The sequence below is a fragment of the Streptomyces sp. NPDC087270 genome, assembly GCF_044744625.1.
GTDB lineage: Bacteria > Actinomycetota > Actinomycetes > Streptomycetales > Streptomycetaceae > Actinacidiphila.
Genome location: NZ_JBIUYR010000002.1, coordinates 549471 through 575045, shown reverse-complemented (window position 1 = coordinate 575045; position 25575 = coordinate 549471). Strand labels below are relative to the sequence as shown.

The following is a 25575-nucleotide window of genomic DNA, read 5'->3' as shown; positions in this document are numbered from 1 at the left end:
GTCAGGGTGGGTCGTGCGGTGCGGTGGTGCGGGTGATGCGGTGGAGCTTGTCCCCGGGTGATCTTCGATCGTCGAGCGCAATGTGTGGGAGCGCTGTGTGGGAGCGCTCCCACTAGGCTTGCCGGAACACTCACGCCTGGGAGGGGTCAGTGTCAAGATGTGAAGTCGATTTCGTTGCCGGAACGTGTCCGGGGCGGACGGATGGTCACTTCTTGAACGGATGGCCTCGCGCGGGCATCGCCGGAGGCCGGCGTGGGTGCTTGTAACGTGGGAGCGCTCTCACGAGCTGCGCCTCAGCGGATGGACCTCGCGCTAAGGTGGCGCGCAATGAGTACAGGAGGCTCCAGTGGCCATGAACGGGCGGCACAGCGGACGGCCCACCCTTGAGGAGGTCGCCGTGCGCGCGGGGGTGGGGCGCGGCACGGTCTCCCGGGTGATCAACGGGTCACCGCGGGTCAGTGAGCGGGCGAAGGCGGCGGTGGAGGCGGCGATCGCCGAGCTCGGTTACGTGCCGAACCGGGCGGCCCGGGCGCTGGCCGGAAACCGTACGGACGCGATCGCGCTGGTCATTCCCGAGCCGGAGACGCGGTTGTTCGCGGAGCCGTACTTCTCGGACATCATCCGGGGGATCGGGGCGGAACTGGCCGACACGGACATGCAGTTGCTGCTGACGTTGATTCGGACGCCGAAGGAGCGGGCGCGCTTCGCGCAGTATCTGGCGGCGCATCGGGTGGACGGGGTGCTGCTGGTGTCCGTGCACGAGGATGATCCGCTGCCGGATCTGCTGGAACAGCTCGACATGCCCGCGGTGCTCAACGGGCGGCGGTCGGATCTGGAGTCGGTGTCGTATGTGGACGCCGACAATGTGGGTGGGGCGCGGGCGGCTGTCGCGCATCTCATCGAGCGGGGGCGGCGGCGGGTCGCGACGATCACCGGGCCGCTGGACATGTATGTGGCGCGGTCGCGGTTGGACGGGTATCGGCAGGCGGTGGCCGAGGCGGGGTTGGGGGGCGGGGGCGGGGCTTCTTCGCCTGGGTTTTCCGGGCCGTTCGGATCGTCCGGGTCGTCCGGGTCTTCCGGGGGCTCCTCCGAGGAACTCATCGCCGCCGGGGACTTCACCGAGGAAGGTGGGCGGCGGGCCATGCGGGAGTTGCTGGCGCGGCGGCCTGATGTGGACGGGGTGTTCGCGGCGTCGGATGTGATGGCGGCCGGGGCGCGGGCGGTGCTGCGGGAGGAGGGGCGGAGGGTGCCGGATGATGTGGCGCTGGTGGGGTTCGAGGATTCGGCTATCGCGCGGCATATGGACCCGGCGTTGACGTCGGTGCGGCAGCCGACGGAGGAGATGGGGCGGACGATGGCGCGGGTGCTGCTGGAGGAGATCGCGGAGCGGGAGTCGGTGCGGCGGCATGTGGTGCTCGCGACGGAATTGGTGCGGCGCGAGTCCGTGTGAGGGGTGGGTGCGGGTGCAGGTGCGGGTAGCGGCGCCGCTGCGGGGGCGCCGTTGTCCGTAACGGGGGTGCTGCGGTGGGTGGTTGCGGTCGCGGGGGCGCCGGCGGCGGGGTTCGAGACTGCATATTTACGGCGCCTGCGGGTCATTTCGTAGCGCTGCCCTCTTCCGCGCGCCACAAATATACGAACGTCTCGAACCCCGCCACCTTCGCCCCCGCTCCGGTCCGGGTGTGCGGGGCGCCGGGGTTGGTGCGCGCTCGGCTTGAGGGCGCGCCGGATTGGGGGATGAGGGCGCCGTTCTGGTCGTGGGCGCCGGTACGGTGGGCTGACGTGTGAGGCGAGGAGGGAGCGGGGGCATGGCGCGGAATGCGGTGGTGTTTCACGGGACCGGGGCGAACCCGGGGGTGGCCTGGTATCCGTGGCTGGGGCGGCGGTTGGCGGAGCGGGGGTACTCCGTGGAGGTTCCGCACTATCCGGAGCTGAATGTGGAGCCGATCGGGACGTTTCTGCCGAAGGTGCTGGCCGAGCAGCGGTTCGATGAGGAGACGGTGCTGGTAGGGCACTCCGGTGGTGCCGCGCTGCTGCTGGCGGTGCTGGAGCACATCGAGGTGGAGGTGGCGCAGGCGGTGCTCGTGGCGGGGTACGCCACGCGGCCGAACGAGTCGGAGGAGCCGGTGCTCCAGGACGCGTACGACTGGGCGGCGATCAGGTCGCATGTTCGGGACTTGTACTTCATCAACTCCCGCGTGGACCCGTACGGTTGCGACGACCGTCAGGGCCGCGCGATGTTCGAGCGGCTGGGCGGCACCCAGATCGTGCGCGATGACGGGCACTTCGGGGACTACGACCAGCCTTACGAGACCTTCGAGTTGCTGGATCGGTTGATTGGGTGAGGGGTGTCGGCTTCTCCCCGGTGGGGGTGATTGTGGTGTGGGCTCCTAATCGGTTGGGGTGTTTGTGGTGAGTGGGTGGCTGCTCGGTGGGGGCGCTTGGCCGTCTGGTGGTGGGTGGGCTTCTCCTCGGTGGGGGGTGATTGTGGTGTGGGCTCCTAATCGGTTGGGGTGATTGTGGTGGGTGGGTGGCTGCTCGGTGGGGGGGTGTTTGTGGTGGGGCGGTGGTACGGGGTTTCGCTACATGCGGGTGCGCGCGTCGGCTATCCACTGGAGAACGCCGGCCGCGGCGCACTGCGTGGCCGTTGTGTGGGCCTGGTCCAGTAGACGTTGTGCCGAGTCGTGGTCGCCGCAGGAGTGCCAGAGGAACTCGGCGAGGGCGAGTTGGGCCGCGGCTGCGGCGGCGGGGAGGCCCAGGTCCTCGCGTAGTCGGACTGACTGTTCGAAGCGTGCGCGGGCCTCGTCCAGGTGGCCGGCTGCCTCCGCTGCGAACCCCAGGTGGCGTGTGGCGTATGACTGGGTGAGTCGGTCGCCGGTCGACTCGGCCAGGTCGTAGGACCGTTGGAAGCACGGCACCGCCTCGCCGTATGCCTCCCGGACCACTTGGTGCCAGGCGCCGAGCCAGAAGAGGGCCTCGCCTTCGCCGCGGATGTCGCCGAGCGCGCGGTAGAGGGTCACCGCCTGCTGGAACAGCTCTCCTTCTTGCCCTTCGACCACCTCCTTTCGGTCTGTCAGATAGCGTGCGTGCAGGGTTTTGCCGCGGGCGAGCGCCAGGTCCGCCGCCAGTCCGTCGAGCACCCGCTCGGCCCGCGCGGGTGCTGTCCGGTCGCCACCGAACGTCGCTGCTTCGTACAACTGCTCGACGTGGCGGAGTCGTTCCCGATCGCTGATGAGATCACCCATACGGCCCAGCGTAGTGACGGCGAGGAACCGGAGTCGGGTGCCGGACCGTCGTAGTTCGCACACGGTCACGCGTTGTCCGCGCGTGGCCCGGCTCCCGGGAGGCACCCATGGACGGCGGCGGCGGGCACGGCGACTCCGGGCACAGCGACTTCGGGCACAGCGGGCATCACGGTGGGCATCACGGCCACCACGTTCACCACAGCGGGTATGACGGGGACCCTGGCGTGGGGGGTTCGGCCGGCCAGGGTCCCGTTCGCGGGACCGGGGGGAAGGAGGGCGGTGCTGCGGTCTTCGCTGTCGCGGTGGCCGTCGTGGTGGTCGCGTTCCTGATCTATCTGGGTACCCGCTGAGGTCGGACGCGGGTCAGGCGCCGGCCGGGACCTTGTCGAGGAAGCCGTGGACGCTGTGGATCAGGCCGTCCGTGCCGACCGACACCACGTCGAAGCCGACCACCAGCGACTCGCCGCCCGCGGGGCCCAACTCCCAGGTGAAGCGGGCGATGTTGTGGTGGGCGTCGACCGGGCCGAGGGTGAAGACCAGGCCCGCGAACTGGGCCTGGGCCCCGGCGACCACCTCGCCGAAGGCGGCCCGGCCCGTGACGTCCGCGAGCGGGTCGGTGTAGCTGCCGTTCTCGGCGAACACCTCGGCGATCTTCCAGGTGCGCAGGGCCGGGTCCGCCTCGTTCCAGATGCCGATGTACTGCTCGACCAGGTGCTGGATGTCGCTCATGGCGTTCTCCCATGTGTCGTGACCGGCACCGGTGTGCCGTGTCGTCGCTGGTCACGACGGTACGGAGCGGGAGCGGGCGGCGAATCTGTCACGTATAGGTAGTCGGGTTGGGCCGGACGCGGAAGCACCGCCGGGGGCGAGCCGGGGCACACGCGGATTCGTGTGCCCGGCCCGCCCCCGGCGGCTCCTGTGGGGGGATCTGCGGGAAACGGTTCTCGGGGGGAGCGCGGTCCGCACGGCGTGGGGAAGATGTGGGGGGCCGTGCGGACCGCGCCGGTCGCGGGGCTAGAAGCCGACCGCGACCTCCATCCACTGCGGGTTCTGCATCGAGGCGTACGCCGCCTGCCCGGCCACGTCGTCGTACGGGAAGCCGTAGGCCAGCCCGTTGATGGCGTGGTCGTGCCAGAACTTGGCGTACCAGTTGGCCGGGTCGCCCGAGTAGAACTTCGTCGGGTCCTGCTGCTGGTCGGCCGGGAGGGTGGCGGTGTGCCGGTTGAGCGCGGCGCACATGCTCGGGTCGCCGGCCAGCGAGCCCGCGCAGCCGAAGATGTCCGAGGTCGCCGCGTTCACGCCGACCGACTGGGCGTAGGAGGTGAAGTAGTTCTCGTTGGCGCCGCCGGCCCGGAAGCTCGGGTCACTGCCCGGGGCGATGATCCGGTACGGCGCCTGGGTCTGCGCCAGCACCTTGAACTGCTGCGGCACGGCGTCCTGGAACTCCTGGAAGACCTGGTCGCGGCTGGTGGTGAAGAGGTCCTGGTTGTCGCCGAGTTGGATGTCCTGACCGGTGTGCGAGTGCAGCCGGATGGCCAGCGGCAGCGCCCAGGCGTCCACCCGGGTGGTGTTGCCGTTGAAGACGTCCGGGCCGATCGTGAACTCGATGAAGTCGTTGTACTGGCTGTTCGGCGAGCCGACGTAGAAGTACATCCGTCCCGAGGAGTTGGCCGGCATGTCGAAGTACGGCTGCTCGGCGATCGAGTGCTCCTGGCCGTCGAAGCTCCAGTAGACCTGGCTGTCGGGATACGCACCGTTGGTCCGGTTGAGTATCGCGACCTCCATCACGTTGTTCGCGGCCGGGATCTGGCTGGTGTCGCCCCAGAAGGAGTCGTCACCGCCGGTGGGCGGAGGGCTGGTGGGGGGTGTGGTGGTGCCCGCGGCCAGGTGCACCGAGAACTCCCACAGCGACACGCCGTACGCCGTGGCCCGCGCGGTGGTGTAGACGCGGACGTAGCGGCCGGTGCCGGTGACGTCGATGTTCTGGATGCCGCCGGTGCCGGTCGTGGTGGAGTACACCGTGGTCCAGTTGGTGGCGTCGTCCGAGACCTGGATCTGGTACGCGGTGGCGTACGCGGTCTCCCAGTTGAGGCCGACGCTGCAGAGCGGCACCGAGGCGCCGAGGTCCACCCGCAGCCACTGCGGGTCGCTGAACGCGCTGGACCAGCGGGTGCCGGTGTCGCCGTCGACCGCGGCGGAGGCCGGGGAGGCCGCGTTCTCGGTGGAGGACGCCGCGGCCGTCCTGCCCTGCGCCGCGTTGTCGGTGGCGCACGCGGTCGGGGTGACGCCGCCGCCGCCGTAGACCTGGAACTCCCAGAGCGAGTAGCCGTACGGGGTGGCGCGCTGGCTGCCGTACATGCGGACATAGCGGCCGGAACCGTTTACGGACAGGGTCTGGTTGCCGCCGGTCCCGGTGGTGGTGGAGTAGACGTCGGTCCAGTCGGTGCCGTTGACCGAGGTCTGGATCTTGAACGCCTTCGCGTACGCCGTCTCCCAGTTGAGGGTCACCTGGCTGATCGACTGGTTGCTGCCCAGGTCGACGCGGAGCCACTGGGGATCGGCCGCGGCGCTGGACCAGCGGGTGCCGGTGTCGCCGTCGACGGCGGCGGAGGCCGGGGTGCCCGCGTTCTCGACCGACGAGGCGGTGGCGGGTCGCCCCTGCGACAGGAGGGCGCCGGCCGCGCGGGCCGGCGACTGCGAGGTGACGACGAGGGCGAGGCCCGCCGTCAGCGCGAGCAGGAGGGCAAGGATGAGATACGGCCGGGATCTGTCGTGCCGTCCGGGCCGTGGCCGCACCAACAGCGAAGTGCTGCCTGACATTTGGTATCTCCTCAACCGGGTGGGGGTCCGTGATGGAGGCCAGGGGGACGCGTGTGAGAGAGCGCTCTCTGGCGAGGTGATGTTTACAAGGCCCGTACATCGGCGTCAATAAGTTGTTCAATACTGGCCTGTTGAGCACTGTCGCCGTTTCGAGTCCCGAACGGACAACCCGCTGCTCACGCGGGAATCGCCGGACAACCCGGACATGCGTGAAGGGGGCGGCCCCGTACACGCCATCCGTGTACGGGACCGCCCTGTCCGGGGGCGCCGGGAGACCGGCCGAACTCAGCCCAGCGCGGCCAGATGGTCCTTGAGGCCCTGCCCGTAGGCGGTGGGCGTTCCGTCGTAAGAGGAGATCAGCGACGGGCCGGAGGAGCAGTCCCAGGTGTTCCAGGTCCAGCCCAGGTAGGACAGGTGGTGCGCGTCCAGCCAGTTCATGAAGGTGTCGGTGAAGGCGTGGGCGCAGGTGTTCTCACCGATCTCGCCCGCCACCAGCGGCACCTGGGCGGCGACCGGGGCGATCTGCGAGTCCCAGCAGGACTGGTTGGCGCACGAGTTGAAGTTGTAGACGTGCAGGGAGGCGGCGAGGTTGCCGGTCGGGTCGGTCGGCTCGTGGGCCAGCCAGCCGGTCTCGTCGTTGGAGTACGCCAGGCCGCCGAGCATGATCACGTTCTGCGCGCCGGTGCCGCGTACCGCGTCGACCAGGTCCTGCATGCCGGCCACCTGGTAGCCGATGCCCGGGCAGGTGCCGCCGTCCCGCCAGCAGGTCCACGCCTGCTCCGAGGTGGAGGTGGCGCGGTCCGGGTAGGGCTCGTTGAACAGGTCGAAGACGACCGAGGTGTCGGACTTGAAGGTGTCCGCGACGCTCTGCCAGAACGGGATGGCGTACTGCGCGTCCGGCATCGGTTTCTGGCAGGTGGCGTTGACGTCCGAGCAGCCCGCCGAGTTGCCGGTGTACAGGCCGTGCGTCCAGTGCAGGTCGAGGATGGGCGTGATGCCGTGCGCGACCAGCCGGTTCACCCAGTCGGTGATCGCCGCGATGTAGGCGGCGCCGCCGTCTTCCGCCGGCACGTACGAAAGTCCCTCCCAGCAGTCCTCGTTGAGCGGGACGCGGACCGCGTTGACGCCCTTCCAGCTGGTGATCGCGTCGATCGCCGTGTCGTCGACCGGGCCGTCGAAGATGCCGTTGCCCTGCGCGCAGGCGAACTCGGTGCCGGAGCGGTTCACGCCGTGCAGCACCACCTGCTTCCCGGTGGAGTCCACCAACTCGTTGCCGGAGACGTGCAGTTTCGGCGGGGCCGGGTCGCCGCCGCCGTCGCCCGGCGGGGTGGTCGGGGGCGTGGTGGGCGGAGTGGTCGGGGGAGCGGTGCCGTCGTCCTCGTTGCAGGTGGTGCCGTTGAGCGTGAACGCGGTCGGGCTCGGGTTGCCGCCGGACCAGTCGCCGAGGAACCCGGCGCTGATGCTGCCGCCGCTGGGGATCACGCCGTTGTACGACTCGGACGCCACGCTCACGGTGCTGCCGGCCTGCGACCAGGTGCCGTTCCAGCCCTGGGTGACGTGCTGGCCGCTGGGGAAGTCGAAGGTGAGCCGCCAACTGGTGGTGGCGGCGGAGTTGTTGGTGATCACGACGTCGCCCTGGAAGCCGGCGTCCCACTGGTTGGTCACCGAGTAGGCCACCGTGCAGGCCGGGGTGGCGCCGGCCGCGGCGCCGGCGCCGAGCGCGGGCAGCAGCGCGGCGGCGGCCGCCGCCGTGGTGACGGCGGCGACGGAGAGCGCCGCGGTACGTGTTGGTCGTCGCATGTGCGACTCCTGGGAGTGTGGGGGGTGGTGGGGGGATGGTGCGAGATGCCGGACGTGCGAGGTGCCGGACGTGCCGATGTGCTGTGGGGGTGGGCGTGGGGCCCGGGGCGGGCGCGGACGAGGCGGCCCGCGCCGGGCGGGCCCGGCGGTGCGGGCCGCCTCGTGGCCCGGGTGGTGCGCAAACGGGGATGGAACATGGACGCGCTCCCACTGGTCCGCCGGAGACCCTAGCGGGTCACCGTCCGTCCCGGTAGGGGTGAAGTAAAGGCCGGGTCGGTTTCCGGTCGGCTCGACCGTGATGAAGTGGGCGGTTTTCAGGAGCAATTGACGGGTGATACGGCATGGGCATGACGTTACGATCGGCCTCTTGACAGCGCTTCGTGGCACCCCGATGGTGGGAGCGCTCCCACTGGTTCAGTTGCACTTCCCCCCACGTTCCCCCCACAACGAACCGCGAGGAGGACCTCTCGCATGCCCAGAGGAAAACCTTTCAGAAAGCGGCTGAGAAGGCTGGTGACGGCCTTCACGGCCGCGCTCGCCGTGCCGCTCGCCATGACGGTGGCGGGCGGTACGGCCGCGCACGCGGCGGACATCCGGTGCGCCGTCGACTACACGACCAACGACTGGGGCGGCGGCTTCACCGCCAACGCCGAGATCACCGACCTCGGCGACGCCCCGATCGACGGCTGGACGCTGACCTACGCGTACTCCGGTGACCAGACGCTGCAGAGCGGCTGGAACGGCGACTGGTCGCAGGCCGGCAAGACCGTGACTGTCAAGTCGCTGGACTGGAACAAGACAATCGCGGCCGGCGGCAGCGTCACCGCGAGTGCCAATTTCACCTACACGGGCAGCAACGCGGCACCCACCGCGTTCGCCGTCAACGGCACGGCCTGCGGCGGCGCGCACCAGCCGCCGCTGCCGGTGCTGACCAGCCCCGCGGCCGGCGCCACGTACAACGCGGGCGCCGACATCCCGCTGGCGGCCACCGCCGTGGCCGCGGACGGCGCGACGATCACCAAGGTCGAGTTCTACAGCGACGACGTGCTGCTGGGGACCGACACCACCGCGCCCTACACCACGGACTGGTCGTCGGTTCCGGCCGGGGACTACTCGGTGTACGCCAAGGCGTACGACAGTCTCGGCGCGAGCGCCGAGTCCACGCCGGTGGGCCTGCACGTGGTGGCCGGGCCGTCGATCGTGGCCACCCCGGCGCAGGTCTCCGTCCAGCAGGGCGGCACCGGCGGCTTCGCGGTGAAGCTGTCCAGCGCTCCGACCTCCGATGTCACGGTGGCGGTGGCGCGTTCCGCGGGCAACACCGGGCTGAGCGTCACGTCCGGCGCGAGCCTGACCTTCACCCCGTCGAACTGGAGCACCGCGCAGCAGGTCACCCTCGCGGCCGACAGCGGCGGCACCGGCGCGGCGACCTTCACCGCGACGGCCGACGGCTATCTCAAGGCGAGCGTGACCGCCACGGAGATCGGCGCCACCAGCGACTACGACGCGCGCTTCCTGTCGCTGTACGGCAAGATCACCGACCCGGCCTCCGGCTACTTCTCACCCGAGGGGATTCCGTACCACTCGGTGGAGACGCTGATCGTGGAGGCCCCGGACTACGGCCACGAGACGACCTCCGAGGCGTACTCGTACATGATCTGGCTGCAGGCGATGTACGGCCAGGTCACCCAGGACTGGAGCAAGTTCAACGCGGCCTGGGCGACCATGGAGAAGTACATGATCCCCACCCACGCCGACCAGCCCACGAACAGCTACTACAACGCGAGTTCACCGGCGACCTACGCGCCGGAGCACGACCTGCCCTCGGAGTACCCGTCGCAGCTCGACGGCAGCGTGCCGGTCGGTCAGGACCCGATCGCGGGTGAGCTGAAGTCGGCGTACGGCACCGACGACATCTACGGCATGCACTGGCTGGAGGACGTCGACAACGTCTACGGCTACGGTGACACGCCCGGTGGCGGCTGCGAGCTGGGCCCGACGGCGAAGGGGCCGTCGTACATCAACACCTTCCAGCGCGGCTCGCAGGAGTCGGTCTGGGAGACCGTGCCCCAGCCGACCTGCGACGACTTCAAGTACGGCGGCAAGAACGGATATCTGGACCTGTTCACCGGCGACTCCAACTACGCCACGCAGTGGAAGTACACGGACGCGCCGGACGCCGACGCGCGGGCGATCCAGGCCGCCTACTGGGCGGACACCTGGGCGCAGGAGCAGGGCAAGGAGGCCGACGTGAAGGCCACCGTCGCGAAGGCCGGCGAGATGGGCGACTACCTGCGCTACTCGTTCTTCGACAAGTACTTCAAGAAGATCGGCGGTTGCACGAGCCCCACCTCGTGCCCGGCCGGCACCGGCAAGGACAGCGAGCACTACCTGCTGTCCTGGTACTACGCCTGGGGCGGCTCGACCGGCTCCGGCGGCGGCTGGGCCTGGCGGATCGGCGACGGCGCCTCGCACTTCGGCTACCAGAACCCGCTGGCGGCCTACGCGTTGACCACCGACGCCAACATGGCGCCCAAGTCGGCCACCGGCAAGCAGGACTGGACCACCAGCCTGGGCCGGCAGCTGGATTTCTACCAGTGGCTCCAGTCCGACGAGGGAGCCATCGCCGGTGGCGCCACGAACAGTTGGGACGGCGCCTACGCCCAGCCCCCGGCCGGCACGCCCACCTTCTACGGGATGGCGTACGACTGGGAGCCCGTCTACCACGACCCGCCGTCGAACCAGTGGTTCGGCATGCAGGCGTGGTCGATGGAGCGGGTCGCGGAGTACTACCAGCAGACCGGTGACGCGAAGGCCAAGGCGATCCTGGCCAAGTGGGTGAGCTGGGCGATGTCCGAGACCACGGTGAACGCGGACGGCACCTTCCAGATCCCGTCCGACCTCGCGTGGTCCGGCGCACCGGACACCTGGAACCCGGCCAGTCCGGGCGCCAACTCCGGCCTGCACGTGACGGTCACGTCCTACGGCGACGACCTGGGCGTCACGGCGGCCTACGCCAAGACGCTCGCCTACTACGCCGCCAAGTCCGGTGACACCGCGGCCCAGGCGGAGTCGAAGGCCCTGCTCGACGGCATGTGGGACCACTACCAGGACCCGCTGGGCATCGCGGCCCCGGAGACCCGCGCGGACTACTCGCGGTTCTCCGACCCGGTGTACGTGCCGTCCGGCTGGACCGGGACGATGCCGAACGGCGACAAGATCGACTCCAGCTCCACCTTCCTGGAGCTGCGGTCCTTCTACAAGGACGACCCGAACTGGTCGAAGGTCGCGGACTACCTGAACGGCGGGGCCGTGCCGACCTTCACCTACCACCGGTTCTGGGCGGAGGCGGACATCGCGATGGCGATGGGCACGTACGCCCTGCTCTTCGAGGAATAGCGCCACCAGGCCCCCGGAGGCGGGGGCGGCGGGAGATGACCCGGGCGGCCTGACCGCTCCCGGCCCGCCGCCGCCCGTCCCCGGCCCGGGCGCCGGGGCCCGCCCCTCGCCGAGAGTGCGGGGGCGGGCCGCCGGCGCCGTATCGCGCGCCCGTGCCGGTGTGCTGCGGCTCGGCGCCTGGGTACCGGGGCCCGTGTCCGTGTGCCGGGTGCCGGGGGCTGCGTGCCGGGGGCCGGTCTCGGGTGCCGCGCCCTACGCCTTCGCGCCGTCGACCACGGCCATCGCCTCGATCTCCACCCGGAACGCCGGATGGACCAGGGCCGAGACCTGGACCAGCGAACTGGCGGGCAGCCGGGCCGGGTCGAAGTGCTCGTCCCGCACCCGGCGGAAGGCGGGCAGGTCGGAGCCGATGTCGGTGAGGAAGACGGTGATCTTCACGACGTCCGCGAGGTCCGCGCCCGCGGCGTCCAGGACGGTCGCCAGGTTCGCGAACACCTGCCGGACCTGCGCCTCGGTGTCGCCCTCGCCGACCAGCGTCCCGTCCGCGTCCACGGGCACCTGCCCCGAGACGACGACGGTCGTGCCGGTGAAGGCGACCGCGTGGCTGTATCCGTTGACGGGCGCGCTGCCCTCGGGCCGTTCGTATCGAGTGATCACGCGATCATCATGCCGCTTCCCGTCCGTGCGCGGTGAGGGTGCCCAGCTGGCCCGCCGGCCCGCCGGCCTGGTGACGTGGTGGCGCGGTGACGTGGCGGCCTGGCTGCCCGGTGACACGGTTGACGCGGTGGCCCGGGCAGACGAAAGCGGCCGCTGTTCTGCCGGAGCAGATCAGCGGCCGCCTCGCGTGAGGGTGAGTGACGGGACTCGAACCCGCGACATCCTGGACCACAACCAGGTGCTCTACCATCTGAGCTACACCCACCATGAGCGGCGCTTTTCCCTACCGGGGTGGCGCCGCCTGGAAAAGTGTACAGGGTGGGGAGGGGTGGTCGCGCCCGCTTATCCGGCGGGGTGCGGAGCCGGCGGAAGGACGTGCTTGGCGGCGATCGCGCGGGCGGTGTCCGTGTCGGGGCCGGGGGCGGGCACGAAGACGGCCTCGCGGTAGTAGCGCAGCTCGGCGATGGACTCGCGGATGTCGGCGAGCGCGCGGTGGTTGCCGTTCTTCTCGGGGCTGTTGAAGTACGCCCGCGGGTACCAGCGGCGGGCCAGTTCCTTCACCGAGGAGACGTCCACGATGCGGTAGTGCAGGTGCTGCTCCAGCGTCGGCATGTCCCGGGCGAGGAAGCCGCGGTCGGTGGAGACGGAGTTGCCGCACAGCGGGGCCTTGCGCGGCTCGGCGACATGCTCGCGGATGTAGTCCAGGACGGCCTTCTCCGCCTCGGCCATGCCGACCCCGTCGGGCAGTTCCTCCAGCAGTCCGGAGGTGGTGTGCATCTGCCGGACGATCTCCGGCATGGTCTCCAGCGCCTCGGCGGGCGGGCGGATCACGATGTCCACCCCCTCGCCGAGGACGTTGAGCTCGGAGTCGGTGACGAGCGCGGCCACCTCGATCAGCGCGTCATGCGCCAGCGAGAGGCCGGTCATCTCACAGTCGATCCACACCATCCGGTCGTTCATGTGTCTCACCCTACGGGCGATCACGCGGTCCCGGGAGGGCGGCTCCCAGCCCGCGCCCGGCACGCAGCCGCCCGCGGGCCGGCCCGTCGGCCGGATCGGGCCGCCCGGACTGCTCCGGGACCCGTGCGGACGTGGTGTACGCGTCCGGGTCGCCCTTGGCCGGAGCGGCCAGCACCTGCGAGCCGCCACCAGGACCGGCGCCGGGACTGCCACCGGCGCCGGCTCCGGCTCCGGCCCCCGCTCCGGTCGCGGAGCCGTGCCCGCCGCCGTGCCCGCTCCCACTCCCGTGGGCGTTCCCGTTCCCGTGGCCGTGACCGTGTGCGGCCCCGGCCCCGGCCGCGGACCCGCCGCCCGGACCGCCCCTGCGCGCAGGTGGCACCTCGGGAGGCGGCACGGCGCGGTCGCTGTCGTCCTGCGGCCTGCGGGCCCGGTACGCGGCGCGGTACGACGCGGGGGACGAGCCGAGCTGCCGCCGGAAGTGCCCGCGCAGCGCCACCGGCGAGCGGAAGCCGCACCGCCCGGCCACCTCGTCGACCGAGTAGTCCGATGTCTCCAGCAGCCGCTGCGCCTGGAGCACCCGCTGCGTGATCAGCCACTGCAACGGCGCGCTGCCGGTCAGCGACCGGAACCGGCGGTCGAAGGTGCGCCGGCTCATGTACGCGCGCGCGGCCAGCGCCTCGACGTCGAACTGCTCGTGAAGATGCTCCAGCGCCCACGCGACGACCTCGGCCAGCGGGTCCGCGCCGATCTCCTCTGGTAAAGACCGGTCCATGTGCCGCTGCCCGGTCTGCCAGTCCGCCCGGCGCGGCGGCACGACCAGCCGGCGGGCGAGCGCGGCGGCCGCGTCCGTGCCGTGGTCGGTGCGCACCACGTGCAGGCACAGGTCGATGCCGGCCGCGGTCCCGGCGGAGGTGAGCACGTCGCCGTCGTCCACGAACAGCTCGCGCGGGTCCACGTGCACCGACGGATAGCGCTTGGCCAGCGTCGGCGCGTACATCCAGTGCGTGGTGGCCGGGCGGCCGTCCAGCAGGCCGGCGGCGGCGAGCACGAAGGCGCCGGTGCACAGGCCGATGATCCGGGCACCCTCCTCGTGCGCGCGACGGATCGCGTCCAGCGCCTCGGGCGGCGGGGCCTGGGATATCGAGCGCCAGGTCGGCACCACCACGGTGCCGGCCCGGGCGAGCGCCTCAAGGCCGTAGGGCGCGGTCAGTTCGAGCCCGCCGGTGGTGCGCAGCGCACCCTCCTCGCCGGCGCAGACCAGCAGCCGGTAGCGGGGCACGCCCGCGTCCTGCCGGTCGATGCCGAAGACGGACAGGGGTATGGAACTCTCGAAGATCGGACCACCGCTGAAGAGCAGCACCGCGACGACCTCGGGCCGGCGGCGCGCGGAGAGCTTGCGGATGGCGCGAGGCGATGCCGATGGTGCTTGCGACGGAGTGTCCGCCGCCGTACCGGAACTGGACTCCTGGCTCATGGAGCTCAAGCCCCCCTCGTATCGACGCGTCGTCCCCTCGGTCCTGCACGTAATCCCCCGCTGTCCAGCGCAGTCACCCATGATCAAATCTACTGTGTCAGGTGGGGCGTTAGTGACAAGTTCACCATCTGACGCTAAGTCGACAAGGCAACGTGGCGTAAAGCATTCGATCACGAAGCGTTTCACCCAGGCGGCCCGCTGGGAAGTACGCCTCATGTCGCCGGGACCCCGGACCGCGCCGTCCGCGTCCTGCCGCATCGTAGAACCGCTGGTGGCGCAGGTGTTAGTGCGCACGGCCGCCAACGAATGCGTAACGGCGCCAAGTTGGCCGAAAATCGCTGCTCCGGCGCGGAATGCGCGTACGGCTTTCGCGGGTATTCCGGGGTGAACTTGCACCTGTGTGACCGCCGCCGGCGCGGTGCACGCGGTGCTGGTCGGGCTGGGCGGAAGGTGGTGACGGGAGTTGTCGGGGAGGTGGCCGCAATGCGCCCCCGCGGTGCGCCCGTGCGCCGAACCGTGCAGCCGGTTGGCGCGATGGCGTCGCACTCATTGGCGCGGTGCCGTTGCGCTCTTGGCTTCCCTCCGGCATTCTCCTGGGAACTCCGGGTACGGAAGACGTACGGAAGAGCCTGTGAAGGGCACGTTAGCTCTGTGCAGGCGCTTGCGCCGGCCGTACCCTGGAGGGAGTGGGACGGGAAGTGGTGAACTGGCCGAAACCGGCCGCTGCGGCGGCCCGCCCCGCGAGAAACGTCTTGTCCGCTGCTCGGCGCGTCAGCGCCGCCCTCGCCGAGAATCCGCATCATGGCCGCTCATGAGATTCCCGAGCCCGCCGACGGCAGGCCGCTTGCCGACTCCGCGGCGGTCCCCGAGCTGGCCACCGCGCGGCACCACTCCTGCGACCCGGCCTTCCGGCACGGCGTCGTCGTCGGCTTCGACGGGTCCCTCTCCAGCGAGCGGGCCCTGTCGTACGCGATCGGGATGGCCCGCAGAACGCACTCCGCACTGATCATCGTGCATGTCGCCAACCGGCTGCCCGCCACCGTCTGGGCCGGCTGCGAGCCACCCGTCTTCGTCGACGTGCCCGACCACCGCACCGAGGTGCTCGGTCTGGAGCTGGCCTGCGCCGACCACCTCGCCGAGATCTCCTGGGTGCTGGTGGAGCGCGGCGGCGACATCTGCCACGAGCTGGAGGAGGTCGGCAAGGAGTACGAAGCCGACGCGATCGTGGTCGGCGGCACGCACGGCATGGTCGGCCGGATCTTCGGTTCGGTGGCCGGACGGCTGGCTCGCCGGGCGCAGCGGCCGGTGGTGGTCATTCCGTAGCGGCCCGGCCGGTGCGGGCGCGGTCGGTTCGGCCCGTGCGGCGGGCCCGGCCGGGGTGCGGTCCGGGCCCACCACGGGTGTTCCAGGGGCCGCGACTCACTCCACGGTGACCGACTTCGCCAGGTTGCGCGGCTTGTCGATGTCCCGGCCGAGCGCGAGAGCGGTGTGGTAGGCGAAGAGCTGCAGCGGGATGCCCATCAGGATCGGGTCCAGCTCGTCCTCGTTCTTCGGCACGATGATCGTGTGGTCGGCCTTCTCCTGCTCCTGGTGGGCCACGGCCAGGATGCGGCCGCTGCGGGCCTTGATCTCCTCCAGCGCGGCCCGGTTCTTCTCCAGCAGGTCGTCGTCGGGCACGATCGCCACCGTCGGCATCGCCGGCTCCACCAGCGCCAGCGGGCCGTGCTTCAACTCGGAGGCCGGGTACGCCTCGGCGTGGATGTAGCTGACCTCCTTCAGCTTCAGCGACGCCTCCCGGGCCACCGGGTAGCCCCGCACCCGGCCGATGAACAGCATCGACTTCGCGTCCGCGAAGTGCAGTGCCAGCCGCTTGATCTCCGGCTCGGCCTTGAGGATCTCGTCGATCTGGCCGGGCAGCCGCCGCAGCCCCTCGATGATCCGCCGGCCGTCGGCGACCGACAGGTCCCTGATCCGGCCCAGGTGCAGCGCGAGCAGCGCGAAGGCCACCACCGTGTTGGTGAAGCACTTCGTGGACACCACGCACACCTCGGGCCCGGCGTGCACGTAGGTGCCGCCGTCCGCCTCCCGGGCGATCGCCGAACCCACCACGTTGACCACGCCGAGCACCCGCGCGCCCTTGCGCTTCAGCTCCTGCACGGCCGCCAGCACGTCGTACGTCTCGCCGGACTGCGACACCGCCACGTACAGCGTGTCCGGGTCGACCACCGGGTTGCGGTAGCGGAACTCCGAGGCGGGCTCGGCGTCCGCGGGGATACGGGCCAGCTCCTCGATGAGCTGCGCGCCGATCTGGCCCGCGTGGTAGCTGGTGCCGCAGCCGAGGATCTTGATCCGCCGCACCCCGCGCGCCTCGCGCGGGTCCAGGTTGAGGCCGCCCAGGTGCACCGTGGCGAACTTGTCGTCGATCCGTCCGCGCAGCACCCGGTCCACCGCCTCGGCCTGCTCGGCGATCTCCTTGTGCATGTAGGTGTCGTGACCACCCATGTCGTACGACTCGGCCTCCCACTCCACGGTGGTCGGCGTGGCGGTGGTCCGTGAGCCCTCGGTGGTGTACGTGCGGAAGTCGTCGGCCTTGAGGGTGGCCATCTCGCCGTCCGCGAGCGTGACGACCTGGCGGGTGTGGGCGACGAGCGCGGCCACGTCGGAGGCGACGAACATCTCCTTCTCGCCGATGCCGAGCACCACCGGGGAGCCGTTGCGGGCCACCACGATCCGGTCCGGGAAGTCGCGGTGCAGCACCGCGAGGCCGTAGGTGCCCTCGACCGCGCGCAGCGCCTCGCTGACCCGCTGCTCCAGCGTGTCGGCCTGCGAGCGGGCGATGAGGTGGACCAGTACCTCGGTGTCGGTCTCCGAGGCGAAGACGGTGCCCTCGGCGGTGAGCCGGGCGCGCAGCTCCGAGGCGTTGTCGATGATGCCGTTGTGCACGATGGCGACGGCGCTGTCCGCGTCGAGGTGCGGGTGCGCGTTGGCGTCGCTGGGCGCGCCATGGGTGGCCCAGCGGGTGTGGGCGATGCCGGTGGTGCCGGCGAAGCGCTTGGGCACGCGCGCCTCCAGGTCGCGCACCCGGCCCTTGGCCTTGACGGTCCGCAGCTCGCCGGACCTGCCGGTGATCACGATGCCGGCCGAGTCGTAGCCTCGGTACTCCAGCCGCTGCAGGCCCTCCAGCAGCAGTGGTGCCACGTCACGCCTGCCGATGTAGCCGACAATTCCGCACATGTGCCGTCCCTCTCGGTCGTACCTGTCGGGGGTGCCCGGTGCGCCCCTGAGCGCCCGGTCGGGTGGGGGTGCCCGGTCAGCCGTAGACGATCCGGCGCAGCTGGCGCTGGGAGAGCGCGGCCGGGGCGACCGCCCGGTGCGGCAGCTCCTCGCCGATCCGCTCGAAGATCTCCGTGTTGACCAGCCCCTTCGCCTGGAGCTCGCGGTGCCTGCGGCGGACGTACTCCTCGGTCGTCTCGTCGAAGTAGGCCAGGACGTCCAGCACCACCCGGGACGCCTCGCCGCGGTGCAGCGACGTGGTGCGGACCAGGTGGTCGATGAGGTCTTCGTAGGACGTCCGGTGTTCGGGCACCCGTTGATACTCATCAGATCATCCCTGCTTTGCAAGAATCCTGCCCGTTTTCGGGCACCCCTGCGCGATTAGTGAGGGCCGAACGGGTGAGCGGCGAGCGGATTGTCCAGTATTCCGACGAACTGGAGTGCCGCCGAGGGGTCGGCGAGGTCGACCATGCTGCGGTTGTTCCGGAGCTGGAGCCGGTTCAGGCAGGACCGGGCGAAGCTCGGCGCGAACAGGTCGTGGCGGCGGAAGCGCCCGGCCAGCTCGGGGTGGGCCCGCTGGTAGTCCGCGACGCACTCGGCGACCGTCCGCCAGAAGGCGTCCTGGTCCAGGACCCGGCCGGTGTGCAGGATCGCGGACAGGAAGCGGAGGAAGCAGTCGAAGACGTCCGTGAACACGCACAGCGCCTGCTCGTCGTCCGGGATGGCGGCGCGGACCCGCCGCACCTCCGGCGGCAGATCCGCCTCCGGGTCCATCACCACGATCTCCTCGGCGATGTCCTTGAAGACCACCCGCTCCACCCGGCCGTCGGCGTCGAGCACGAGGATGACGTTCTCGCCGTGCGGCATGAAGGCCAGGCGGTGGGCGTACATGCAGTGCACGACCGGCACCAGGTACGCGTCCAGGTAGCCGCGCAGCCAGCGCTCGGGCGGCTCGCCGGAGCGGGCGATCAGCGCGGCGGCGAAGGAGCCGTCGTCGGGATCGACGTGCAGCAGCGAGGCCATCGTCGCCGCCGACCGCCCCGGGCCCAGCCCGGGCACCGGGCTCTCCCGCCACAGTGCGGCCAGCATCTTGCGGTACGGCGAGCCCGGCTCGGTGGCGGCCTCGTACGGCAGCGGGTGGTAGCCGACGGCGGCGCGCTCGCGCAGGATCGAGAAGCGGGCGGCGGTCAGGGTCGGGTCGGCGGCGACCAGGTCGGCGACCCAGTCGTTGATCGCGGGGGTGCCGGCCATGTACGCGGCGGACAGGCCGCGCAGGAACCCCATGTTGAGGACGGACAGCGCGGTCTTCACGTAGTGGCGTTCGGGGTGGTCGGCGTTGAAGAAGGTGCGGACCGACTGCTGGGCGAGGTGCGTGTCGTCGCCCGGGCCGAGGTGGACGAGGTGCCGCTGGGCGACCTCGCCGGCGAAGGTGGTGGCGAGGCGGTGCTCCCACTGCCAGGGGTGGGCGGGGATCAGGAGGTAGTCGGCGGGGTCGAGGCCGAGGTCGCGGAGGGTCCGCGCGAAGCGCTCCCGGGTGGAGGCGTCCAGCTCGCCCGCGATCAGGTCGTCGTAGCTGAGGCCGGCGCCCACGCTGAAGCGGGCGCGGTCGCGGTGGGCGGCCAGCCAGGTCAGCCGGACGGGGGTGGCGGCCTCCGGGGTGTACACGGCCAGGTCGTGGGCGCCGAAGCCGATGCGGCCACTGTTGGCCACGAAGCAGGGGTGCCCTTCGAGCATGGCGGCTTCGACGGTCTGGAAGGGGGCGCGGCTGAGGGCGGCGGCGCTGGGAGTGGCAGGGGTGGCGGGGGCGCCGGGTGCGTGCCGGGTGCCGTCCGCGCCAGGGGTGCCAGGGCCGGCGGTCGTGCCGTCGCCGGTGTGCTTGCCGTACTTGTACGCGAGCGACGCGAGGGTGGAGGTGATCTCCTCCAGGTACAGCGGCAGGACGTCGTCGCCGAGTGCGAGGGAGGTGCGGAACTCCGCGAAGAAGGCGAGCGCGTCCAGCGGCAGGTCCTCGCCGATGGGGTCCGGGGCGGCCGGGCTCTGGGCACTCTCGCGGGTCCGGGTGAGGGAGGCCGGGTCGAGGTGCCAGTGGTCGAGCGCCAGCCGGTCGGCGCGGAAACGGTACGCCGTGCCGCCGTCGTCGCTGCGGACCGTGTACCACCCGCTGCCGCGCTCCTCGTCGCGGGCCGGCGTCAGCAGCTTCTCGTGCGCGAACTCCGCGAGCGCCTTGCGGACCAGGTGGCGGGTCGCGCGCGCCCACAGTTCCGGGTTCAGGTGGGCGGTGGCCGGGTCCAGGGCCGGTTCCAGGCCCGAGCGGACGGAGGTCGTCATCGCACCCGCCCCCCGTCGAGCGCCGCTTCGTACCCCGCGCGGGTGCAGATGCTCAGCAGCGCCTCCTTCTCCGGCTTGCGTATCCGGCGTATCACCTCGAAGCCGACCGTCTTGTTGAGCGCGTGGACCGCGGTGTTGCGGACGTCCGGCTCGACCACGACGCGGCGTACCGAGGGGTCGGCGAACAGTTCGCCCATCACCGCGGCGATGACCGCCCGGGTGAAGCCGTGCACGGGCCGGTCGGCCGGCGCGACCAGGAAGTGCATCCCGACGTCGCCGGGCTCGGCGTCGTACAGCCCGGGCAGTTCCACCCGCGCGGGGTCGTACCGCTCCAGCAGGCAGACGGGTTCGCCGTCGGACGACCCGATGAACGCGTCCTGGTACGGCGCCTGCGCGATGTCCGCGTAGGCGCGCTCGACGTCGTACCGGCTCGCGTCGGACATCAGCCAGAACGACGCCTTGGGGTGGGTGACCCAGGTGTGCAGCAGGCCGGCGTCGGCGGGCGGGTCGACCGGGCGGAAGGTGAAGCGGGCGGGGGCGGTCATACGGTGAACTCCTGGAAGGCGATGGCCGTTTCCACCCGGTACGGCTCCTCGCCGTCGAGCAGGTGGCGGATGATGCGGGAGTTGCGGTAGGCGGCCATGCCGAGGTCGGGGGCGGCGAAACCGTGGGTGTGCAGCTCGGCGTTCTGGACGTAGATGCCGCGGCCGGTGACGTCGATCGCGTAGTCCCGGCTGACGTCGTAACGGCCCTGGTCGTCCCAGCGGATGCGGTCGCGGACCGGGTCGAGGAAGTCCGGCACCTGGTAGCGGTAGCCGGTGGCCAGCACCAGGCCCTCGGTGGTGAGGGTGTGCGTGCGGTCCTGCTCGTGCTGGCGCAGCCCGAGGGTGTACGTGCCGGTGGCCGGATCGTGATCGGCGCTGTCCAGCGAGGTGTTGGTGAGCAGGCGGGTGGGGACCTTGCCGCGGCGGCTCTTGGCGTAGAGCAGGTCGAAGATCGCGTTGATCAGGTCGGAGTCGATGCCCTTGTACAGGCTCTTCTGCGTGCTGTTGAGCGAGTCGCGGACCGGGGCGGGCAGCGCGTGGAAGTAGTCGATGTACTCCGGTGAGGTCATCTCCAGGGTGAGCTTGGTGTATTCGAGCGGGAAGAAGCGGGGGGAGCGGGTCACCCAGGTGAGGTGGTAGCCGAGGGCGTCGATGTCCTGGAGCAGGTCGTGATAGATCTCGGCGGCGCTCTGCCCGCTGCCGACGATGGTGATGCTCCGCTTCTCCTGGAGCCCGGGTTTCGCCGCCAGGTAGCGGGAGTTGTGCAGGAGGTCGCCGCCGAGGCCGTCCACCGCGGAGGGCAGGTGGGGCGGGGTGCCGGTGCCCAGCACCAGGCGGGGCGCGTGGTACGTCTCACCGTTCGCCGTCCGCACCTCGTATTCCGCGTGGCGCTCGTCGTAGACCACCTCGGTCACGGTGCGCTCGAAGCGCACCGAGGACAGGCGGGCGGCGGCCCACCGGCAGTAGTCGTTGAACTCCTCGCGCAGCGGGTGGAAGTTCTCGCGGATGTAGAAGGGGTACAGCCGGCCGGACTGCTTGAGGTAGTTGAGGAAGCTGAACGGCGACGTGGGGTCGGCGAGGGTCACCAGGTCGGACATGAACGGGGTCTGGAGGCTGCTGCCCTCCAGGAACATGCCGGAGTGCCAGTCGAAGTCGGGCTTGCTCTCCAGGAACACGCCGCGGGGGTGGGGGAGCGGGGCGGTGAGGCAGGCGAGGCCGAGGTTGAAGGGACCGAGGCCGATGCCGATGAAGTCGAGCGCGTCGCCGGAGCCGGCCGGTTCCGTAGCCGTGGCCGCGGCGTTGCGGGGGTCACGAGGCGTGGACAAGCGTCTCTCCCGTGGTCGTGGTGGCGAGGTGGCGGTCGGCGTGCCCGGCGAGCAGGTCGAGGACCGCGGTGATGTCGGCGAGCGTGGTGTTCGGGTTGAGCAGGGTGAACTTCAGGTAGTGGCTGCCGCGGACCTTCGTGGCGGCGACCACGGCCTGGCCGGCGGCGGACACCGCCTGGCGGGCGTGCAGGTTGGCGCGGTCGATGTCGGACGGGGTCGCGATGCCGGACGGCAGCCAGCGGAAGACCAGGGTGGACAGCGTGGGGCGGACGACGACCTCGAAACGGGGGTCGGCGTCCAGCGCCGTCCAGGCCGCGTCGGCCAGGTCCAGCACCTCGTCGAAGAGCGCGCCCACCCCGTCGGCGCCCATCACCCGCAGCGTCATCCACAGCTTGAGCGCGTCGAAACGGCGGGTGGTCTGGAGCGACTTGTCCACCTGGTTGGGGATGCGCTCGGCCGCCGCTCGGCGGGGGTTGAGGTAGTCGGAGTGGTAGGTGGCGTGCCGCAGCGTGCCGCGGTCGCGCACCAGCACGGCACTCGAACTGACTGGCTGGAAAAAGGACTTGTGATAGTCGACGGTCACGGAGTCGGCGGCCTCGATGCCGTCGAGCAGGTGCCGGCGGGTGGTGGAGGCGAGCAGCCCGCAGCCGTAGGCGGCGTCCACATGCAGCCAGACGCCGTGCCGGGCGCAGAGCGCGGCGAGGGCGGGGAGCGGGTCGATGGAGCCGAAGTCGGTGGTGCCGGCGGTGGCCACCACGGCCATCGGGACCAGCCCGTCGCGGGCGCACTGCTCCAACTCACGTGCGAGCGCCGCGGGTTGCATCCGGCGGTCGCGGTCGCAGGGCAGCGTGATGACCGCGTCCGCGGACAGGCCGAGGAGCTTCGCGGACTTGCGGACGCTGAAGTGGCCGCACTCGGAGGTCAGGATGCGCAGCCGGGCCGGATCGGCGCCGTGACCGACCGCCTCCTCCCGGGCCAGCAGCAGCGCCTGGAGGTTGGACTGGGTGCCGCCGCTGGTGAACACCCCGTCGGCGGCCGGGCCGAGGCCGATCCGGGCCGCCGTCCAGTCGATCAGCCGGCGCTCGATCAAGGTGGCGCCGGCGCTCTGATCCCAGGTGTCCAGCGAGGAGTTGACCGCGCTGAGCACGGCCTCGGCGGCGATCGCGGGGATCGCCACCGGGCAGTTGAGATGGGCGAGATAACGGGGATGGTGGAAGTAGACGGCGTCGCGCAGATAGACCGACTCCAGCTCCTCCAGGGCGGCGGCGGTGTCGCCGAGGGGCTGGTCGAGGTCGACGGCGTCGACCCGGGGAGCGAGGGCGTCGGGGCTGATGCCGGTGAACGGCCGGTCGGTCGCGGCCAGGGTGGCCGCCACCCGCTCGACTCCCTCGGCGACGGAGCGCCGGTACTGCTCCGTCGTGGCGTCACTGAGCAGGTGTGAGCGCATGGGTGGACCTCTCACTGGGGGGATGAGTTAGGTTAGCCTAACCTAACTCACCGGCCCCGGTGGGCCCACCCCAGCACTTCTGCCCCTTTCGCCGGCTACCTCTGCCGCGTTATTCGGACAATCCCAACTCCCTTGCGATCAGCATCCGCTGGACCTCGCTGGTGCCCTCGCCGATCTCCAGGATTTTGGCGTCCCGCCACATCCGGGCCACCGGATACTCGTTCATGAAGCCGTATCCGCCGTGGATCTGGGTGGCCTCGCGGGCGTTGGTCACCGCGATCTCCGAGCTGTAGAGCTTCGCCAGCGCCGCCTCCTTCTTGAACTTCTCCCCGCTCACCAGCCGCGACGCCGCGTCCCGCCAGGCCAGTCGAGCGGTGTGGGCGCGCATCTCCATGTCCGCGAGCTTGAACTGGATCGCCTGGTTGGCGCCGATCGGCCGCCCGAACGCCTTCCGCTGCCGCGCGTAGGCCAGGGACTCGTCCAGGCACCCCTGCGCCAACCCGGTGGCCAGCGCGGAGATCGCGATCCGCCCCTCGTCCAGAATCCGCAGGAACTGGGCGTATCCCCGGCCCTCCGCACCCAGCAGGTTCGCCGCCGGCACCCGGCAGTCCGCGAACGACAACTCCCGGGTGTCCGAGGCGTTCCACCCGACCTTGCTGTACTTCTTCGACACCGTGAACCCCGGGGTGCCGGACGGCACGATGATCGAGGAGATCCGCGGCCGGCCGTCCTCCTTGCGACCGGTCACCGCGGTCACCGTGACCAGGCCGGTGATGTCGGTGCCGGAGTTGGTGATGAAGCACTTCGTGCCGTTGATCACCCACTCGCCGCTCGACTCGTCCAGCCGCGCGGTGGTCCTGGTGCCGCCCGCGTCCGAACCGCACTCCGGCTCGGTCAGCCCGAAAGCACCCAGCATCTCGCCCGAGCACAGCCGCGGCAGCCAGGTCCGCTTCTGCTCCTCCGTGCCGAACCGGAACACCGGCATCGCGCCCAGCGACACCCCCGCCTCCAGGGTGATCGCCACCGACGAGTCGACCCGCGCCAACTCCTCCAGCACCAGCCCCAGCGCGAAGTAGTCCCCGCCCATCCCGCCGTACTCCTCCGGGAACGGCAGCCCGAACAGGCCCATCCGCCCCATCTCCCGCACGATCTCGTACGGGAACTCCTCCCGCTCGTAGAAGTCGCCGATCTTCGGTGCGATCACATCGCGGGCGAACTCCGCCACGGTCGCCCGCAGCGACTCGTGCTCCTCGGACAGACGGTGGTCGATCGACATGGCTACGGCTCCCGGTGGGTGAGGGCGCGGACGGTACGGGACGGGCTCGGCCGTCCCAACTGCTCCGCCATCCAGACGCTTGTGGCGCTGAGGCGGTCGAGGTCGACCCCGGTCCTGATGCCGAGTCCGTGCAGCATCCAGACGAGGTCTTCGGTGGCGAGGTTTCCGGTGGCGCTCTTGGCGTAGGGGCAGCCGCCCAGGCCGCCGGCCGAAGCGTCGACGACGCCGACGCCCCGCCGGAGTGCGGCCAGCGTGTTCGACAGGGCCTGACCGTAGGTGTCGTGGAAGTGCACCGCGAGGTGTCCGATCGGGACCCCGCCGGCGGTCAACTCGTCCAGCAGCGCCACCACATGGCCCGGCGTCGCCACCCCGATGGTGTCGCCGAGGCTCAACTCGGTGCAGCCCAGCTCGTACAGCCGCCTGGCCACCCCCGCCACCTGCCCGACCGGTACCGGGCCCTCCCAGGGGTCGCCGAAGCACATCGACAGATAGCCGCGCACCCGTACTCCCTCGGCCCGGGCCCGCGCCACCACCGGCTCGAACATCGCCAGCGACTCCGCCACCGTCCGGTTCAGGTTCGCCCGGGCGAAGGACTCGGTGGCGCTGCCGAACACCGCGATCTCCCGCACCCCCAGCTCCAGCGCCCGCTCCAGCCCCCGTGCGTTCGGCACCAGCACCGGCAGCCGCAGCTCCGGGTCCCGGGCCAGGTCGGCCAGGAGCGGCATCAGCTCGGCCGCGTCCGCCAACTGCGGCACCCACGTGGGGTGGACGAAGCTGGTCGCCTCGATCGTGGTCAGCCCCGCTTCCGCCAGCCGGTGCACGAACCGCGCCTTCACCTCCGTCGGCACCGTCGACTTCTCGTTCTGCAGGCCGTCACGGGCGCCGACTTCATGGATGCGGACGTACTCCGGCAGTCCCGGCATCGGCACCGCCATCGGCAGGCCCGCGGGCAGCCCCTCCGTGCGACTGCTCGTGCCCGCTTCCGGGCTGCTGCCGCTGCTCCCGCTGCTCCCGCTGCTTCCGTCAGTCCCG

The 25575-nt window shown here is 71.0% G+C and carries 19 protein-coding genes and 1 tRNA gene; 4 read left to right on the top strand and 16 right to left on the bottom strand.

All coding sequences use genetic code 11. From position 1 onward, the window contains the following. The first annotated feature begins 352 nt into the window (after window positions 1-352). Window positions 353-1450, top strand: coding sequence for a LacI family DNA-binding transcriptional regulator (locus tag ACIPAE_RS05890; protein ID WP_402443326.1), 1098 nt, complete (start codon window positions 353-355; stop codon window positions 1448-1450). Window positions 1451-1805: 355 nt separating this feature from the next. Further along, complete coding sequence (locus tag ACIPAE_RS05885; protein ID WP_329369223.1) at window positions 1806-2342, top strand: alpha/beta hydrolase; 537 nt, start codon at window positions 1806-1808, stop codon at window positions 2340-2342. A gap of 237 nt (window positions 2343-2579) precedes the next feature. On the opposite strand, the gene ACIPAE_RS05880 is transcribed toward ACIPAE_RS05885, so the two are convergent. From ACIPAE_RS05880 to ACIPAE_RS05865, 4 genes are all read right to left on the bottom strand, one after another. Beyond that, on the bottom strand, window positions 2580-3242 hold the full coding sequence (locus tag ACIPAE_RS05880; RefSeq protein ID WP_402443128.1) for a tetratricopeptide repeat protein: 663 nt from the start codon (window positions 3240-3242) through the stop codon (window positions 2580-2582). A gap of 363 nt (window positions 3243-3605) precedes the next feature. Beyond that, window positions 3606-3971: a nuclear transport factor 2 family protein gene (locus ACIPAE_RS05875; RefSeq protein ID WP_329369227.1), complete on the bottom strand. Its 366-nt coding sequence runs from the start codon at window positions 3969-3971 to the stop codon at window positions 3606-3608. A 285-nt stretch (window positions 3972-4256) separates the two neighbouring features. Beyond that, a complete protein-coding gene (locus ACIPAE_RS05870) occupies window positions 4257-6062 on the bottom strand; it encodes a discoidin domain-containing protein (protein WP_402443126.1) in 1806 nt (601 codons plus the stop codon). 285 nt (window positions 6063-6347) lie between these two features. Continuing rightward, window positions 6348-7862: a cellulose binding domain-containing protein gene (locus tag ACIPAE_RS05865; RefSeq protein ID WP_402443125.1), complete on the bottom strand. Its 1515-nt coding sequence runs from the start codon at window positions 7860-7862 to the stop codon at window positions 6348-6350. A gap of 471 nt (window positions 7863-8333) precedes the next feature. Here ACIPAE_RS05865 and ACIPAE_RS05860 point away from each other — a divergent pair, with 471 nt between their 5' ends. After that, complete coding sequence (locus tag ACIPAE_RS05860; protein WP_402443123.1) at window positions 8334-11258, top strand: glycoside hydrolase family 48 protein; 2925 nt, start codon at window positions 8334-8336, stop codon at window positions 11256-11258. A gap of 252 nt (window positions 11259-11510) precedes the next feature. Here the strand turns inward: ACIPAE_RS05860 and ACIPAE_RS05855 are convergent, their stop codons facing one another. The 4 genes from ACIPAE_RS05855 to ACIPAE_RS05840 all read right to left on the bottom strand — a co-directional run bounded on the left by ACIPAE_RS05855 (window position 11511) and on the right by ACIPAE_RS05840 (window position 14349). Next, a complete protein-coding gene (locus ACIPAE_RS05855) occupies window positions 11511-11915 on the bottom strand; it encodes a RidA family protein (protein WP_366410514.1) in 405 nt (134 codons plus the stop codon). Window positions 11916-12107: 192 nt separating this feature from the next. Next, window positions 12108-12180: transfer RNA gene (locus ACIPAE_RS05850), tRNA-His, on the bottom strand. 77 nt (window positions 12181-12257) lie between these two features. After that, complete coding sequence (gene orn / locus ACIPAE_RS05845; RefSeq protein ID WP_329369238.1) at window positions 12258-12875, bottom strand: oligoribonuclease; 618 nt, start codon at window positions 12873-12875, stop codon at window positions 12258-12260. A gap of 10 nt (window positions 12876-12885) precedes the next feature. Continuing rightward, window positions 12886-14349: a helix-turn-helix domain-containing protein gene (locus tag ACIPAE_RS05840; RefSeq protein WP_402443324.1), complete on the bottom strand. Its 1464-nt coding sequence runs from the start codon at window positions 14347-14349 to the stop codon at window positions 12886-12888. Between the two features lie 801 nt (window positions 14350-15150). On the opposite strand from ACIPAE_RS05840, the gene ACIPAE_RS05835 reads away from it, so the two are divergent. Further along, window positions 15151-15672: a universal stress protein gene (locus tag ACIPAE_RS05835; protein ID WP_328464365.1), complete on the top strand. Its 522-nt coding sequence runs from the start codon at window positions 15151-15153 to the stop codon at window positions 15670-15672. 96 nt (window positions 15673-15768) lie between these two features. Here the strand turns inward: ACIPAE_RS05835 and glmS are convergent, their stop codons facing one another. The 8 genes from glmS to ACIPAE_RS05795 form a co-directional block, all read right to left on the bottom strand. Further along, the gene (glmS, locus tag ACIPAE_RS05830; protein ID WP_366410515.1) at window positions 15769-17583 is read right to left on the bottom strand and encodes a glutamine--fructose-6-phosphate transaminase (isomerizing); all 1815 of its coding nucleotides are present in this window, start codon (window positions 17581-17583) and stop codon (window positions 15769-15771) included. Window positions 17584-17659: 76 nt separating this feature from the next. Then, window positions 17660-17935, bottom strand: coding sequence for a hypothetical protein (locus ACIPAE_RS05825; protein ID WP_328464361.1), 276 nt, complete (start codon window positions 17933-17935; stop codon window positions 17660-17662). A 68-nt stretch (window positions 17936-18003) separates the two neighbouring features. Further along, window positions 18004-19950 carry an IucA/IucC family protein gene (locus ACIPAE_RS05820; protein ID WP_402443119.1) on the bottom strand — a complete coding sequence of 649 codons (1947 nt, stop codon included), beginning with the start codon at window positions 19948-19950 and terminating at the stop codon, window positions 18004-18006. Next, on the bottom strand, window positions 19947-20495 hold the full coding sequence (locus ACIPAE_RS05815) for a GNAT family N-acetyltransferase (RefSeq protein WP_402443118.1): 549 nt from the start codon (window positions 20493-20495) through the stop codon (window positions 19947-19949). The genes ACIPAE_RS05820 and ACIPAE_RS05815 overlap by 4 nt, the downstream gene beginning before the upstream one ends. Then, a complete protein-coding gene (locus ACIPAE_RS05810) occupies window positions 20492-21820 on the bottom strand; it encodes a lysine N(6)-hydroxylase/L-ornithine N(5)-oxygenase family protein (protein WP_402443116.1) in 1329 nt (442 codons plus the stop codon). The genes ACIPAE_RS05815 and ACIPAE_RS05810 overlap by 4 nt, the downstream gene beginning before the upstream one ends. Next, entirely contained in the window at window positions 21804-23267 is a 1464-nt protein-coding gene (locus ACIPAE_RS05805; protein WP_402443115.1) for a pyridoxal phosphate-dependent decarboxylase family protein, read from the bottom strand. The genes ACIPAE_RS05810 and ACIPAE_RS05805 overlap by 17 nt, the downstream gene beginning before the upstream one ends. A gap of 109 nt (window positions 23268-23376) precedes the next feature. Then, window positions 23377-24543 (bottom strand): acyl-CoA dehydrogenase family protein, encoded by a 1167-nt coding sequence (locus ACIPAE_RS05800; protein ID WP_328464351.1) that lies wholly within the window; start codon window positions 24541-24543, stop codon window positions 23377-23379. 2 nt (window positions 24544-24545) lie between these two features. Continuing rightward, a complete protein-coding gene (locus ACIPAE_RS05795; RefSeq protein WP_402443322.1) occupies window positions 24546-25478 on the bottom strand; it encodes a hydroxymethylglutaryl-CoA lyase in 933 nt (310 codons plus the stop codon). Window positions 25479-25575 lie beyond the last annotated feature (97 nt).

Excerpts from the sequence above, each read along its gene's own strand:
- ACIPAE_RS05795 (WP_402443322.1), bottom strand. The coding sequence starts at position 25,478 with ATGGCGGTGCCGATGCCGGGACTGCCGGAGTACGTCCGCATCCATGAA.
- ACIPAE_RS05885 (WP_329369223.1), top strand. The coding sequence starts at position 1,806 with ATGGCGCGGAATGCGGTGGTGTTTCACGGGACCGGGGCGAACCCGGGG.
- ACIPAE_RS05875 (WP_329369227.1), bottom strand. The coding sequence starts at position 3,971 with ATGAGCGACATCCAGCACCTGGTCGAGCAGTACATCGGCATCTGGAAC.
- ACIPAE_RS05815 (WP_402443118.1), bottom strand. The coding sequence starts at position 20,495 with ATGACCGCCCCCGCCCGCTTCACCTTCCGCCCGGTCGACCCGCCCGCC.
- orn (WP_329369238.1), bottom strand. The coding sequence starts at position 12,875 with ATGAACGACCGGATGGTGTGGATCGACTGTGAGATGACCGGCCTCTCG.
- ACIPAE_RS05880 (WP_402443128.1), bottom strand. The coding sequence starts at position 3,242 with ATGGGTGATCTCATCAGCGATCGGGAACGACTCCGCCACGTCGAGCAG.
- ACIPAE_RS05840 (WP_402443324.1), bottom strand. The coding sequence starts at position 14,349 with ATGAGCCAGGAGTCCAGTTCCGGTACGGCGGCGGACACTCCGTCGCAA.
- ACIPAE_RS05870 (WP_402443126.1), bottom strand. The coding sequence starts at position 6,062 with ATGTCAGGCAGCACTTCGCTGTTGGTGCGGCCACGGCCCGGACGGCAC.
- ACIPAE_RS05800 (WP_328464351.1), bottom strand. The coding sequence starts at position 24,543 with ATGTCGATCGACCACCGTCTGTCCGAGGAGCACGAGTCGCTGCGGGCG.
- ACIPAE_RS05820 (WP_402443119.1), bottom strand. The coding sequence starts at position 19,950 with ATGACGACCTCCGTCCGCTCGGGCCTGGAACCGGCCCTGGACCCGGCC.
- ACIPAE_RS05860 (WP_402443123.1), top strand. The coding sequence starts at position 8,334 with ATGCCCAGAGGAAAACCTTTCAGAAAGCGGCTGAGAAGGCTGGTGACG.
- ACIPAE_RS05835 (WP_328464365.1), top strand. The coding sequence starts at position 15,151 with ATGGCCGCTCATGAGATTCCCGAGCCCGCCGACGGCAGGCCGCTTGCC.
- glmS (WP_366410515.1), bottom strand. The coding sequence starts at position 17,583 with ATGTGCGGAATTGTCGGCTACATCGGCAGGCGTGACGTGGCACCACTG.
- ACIPAE_RS05805 (WP_402443115.1), bottom strand. The coding sequence starts at position 23,267 with ATGCGCTCACACCTGCTCAGTGACGCCACGACGGAGCAGTACCGGCGC.
- ACIPAE_RS05890 (WP_402443326.1), top strand. The coding sequence starts at position 353 with ATGAACGGGCGGCACAGCGGACGGCCCACCCTTGAGGAGGTCGCCGTG.
- ACIPAE_RS05865 (WP_402443125.1), bottom strand. The coding sequence starts at position 7,862 with ATGCGACGACCAACACGTACCGCGGCGCTCTCCGTCGCCGCCGTCACC.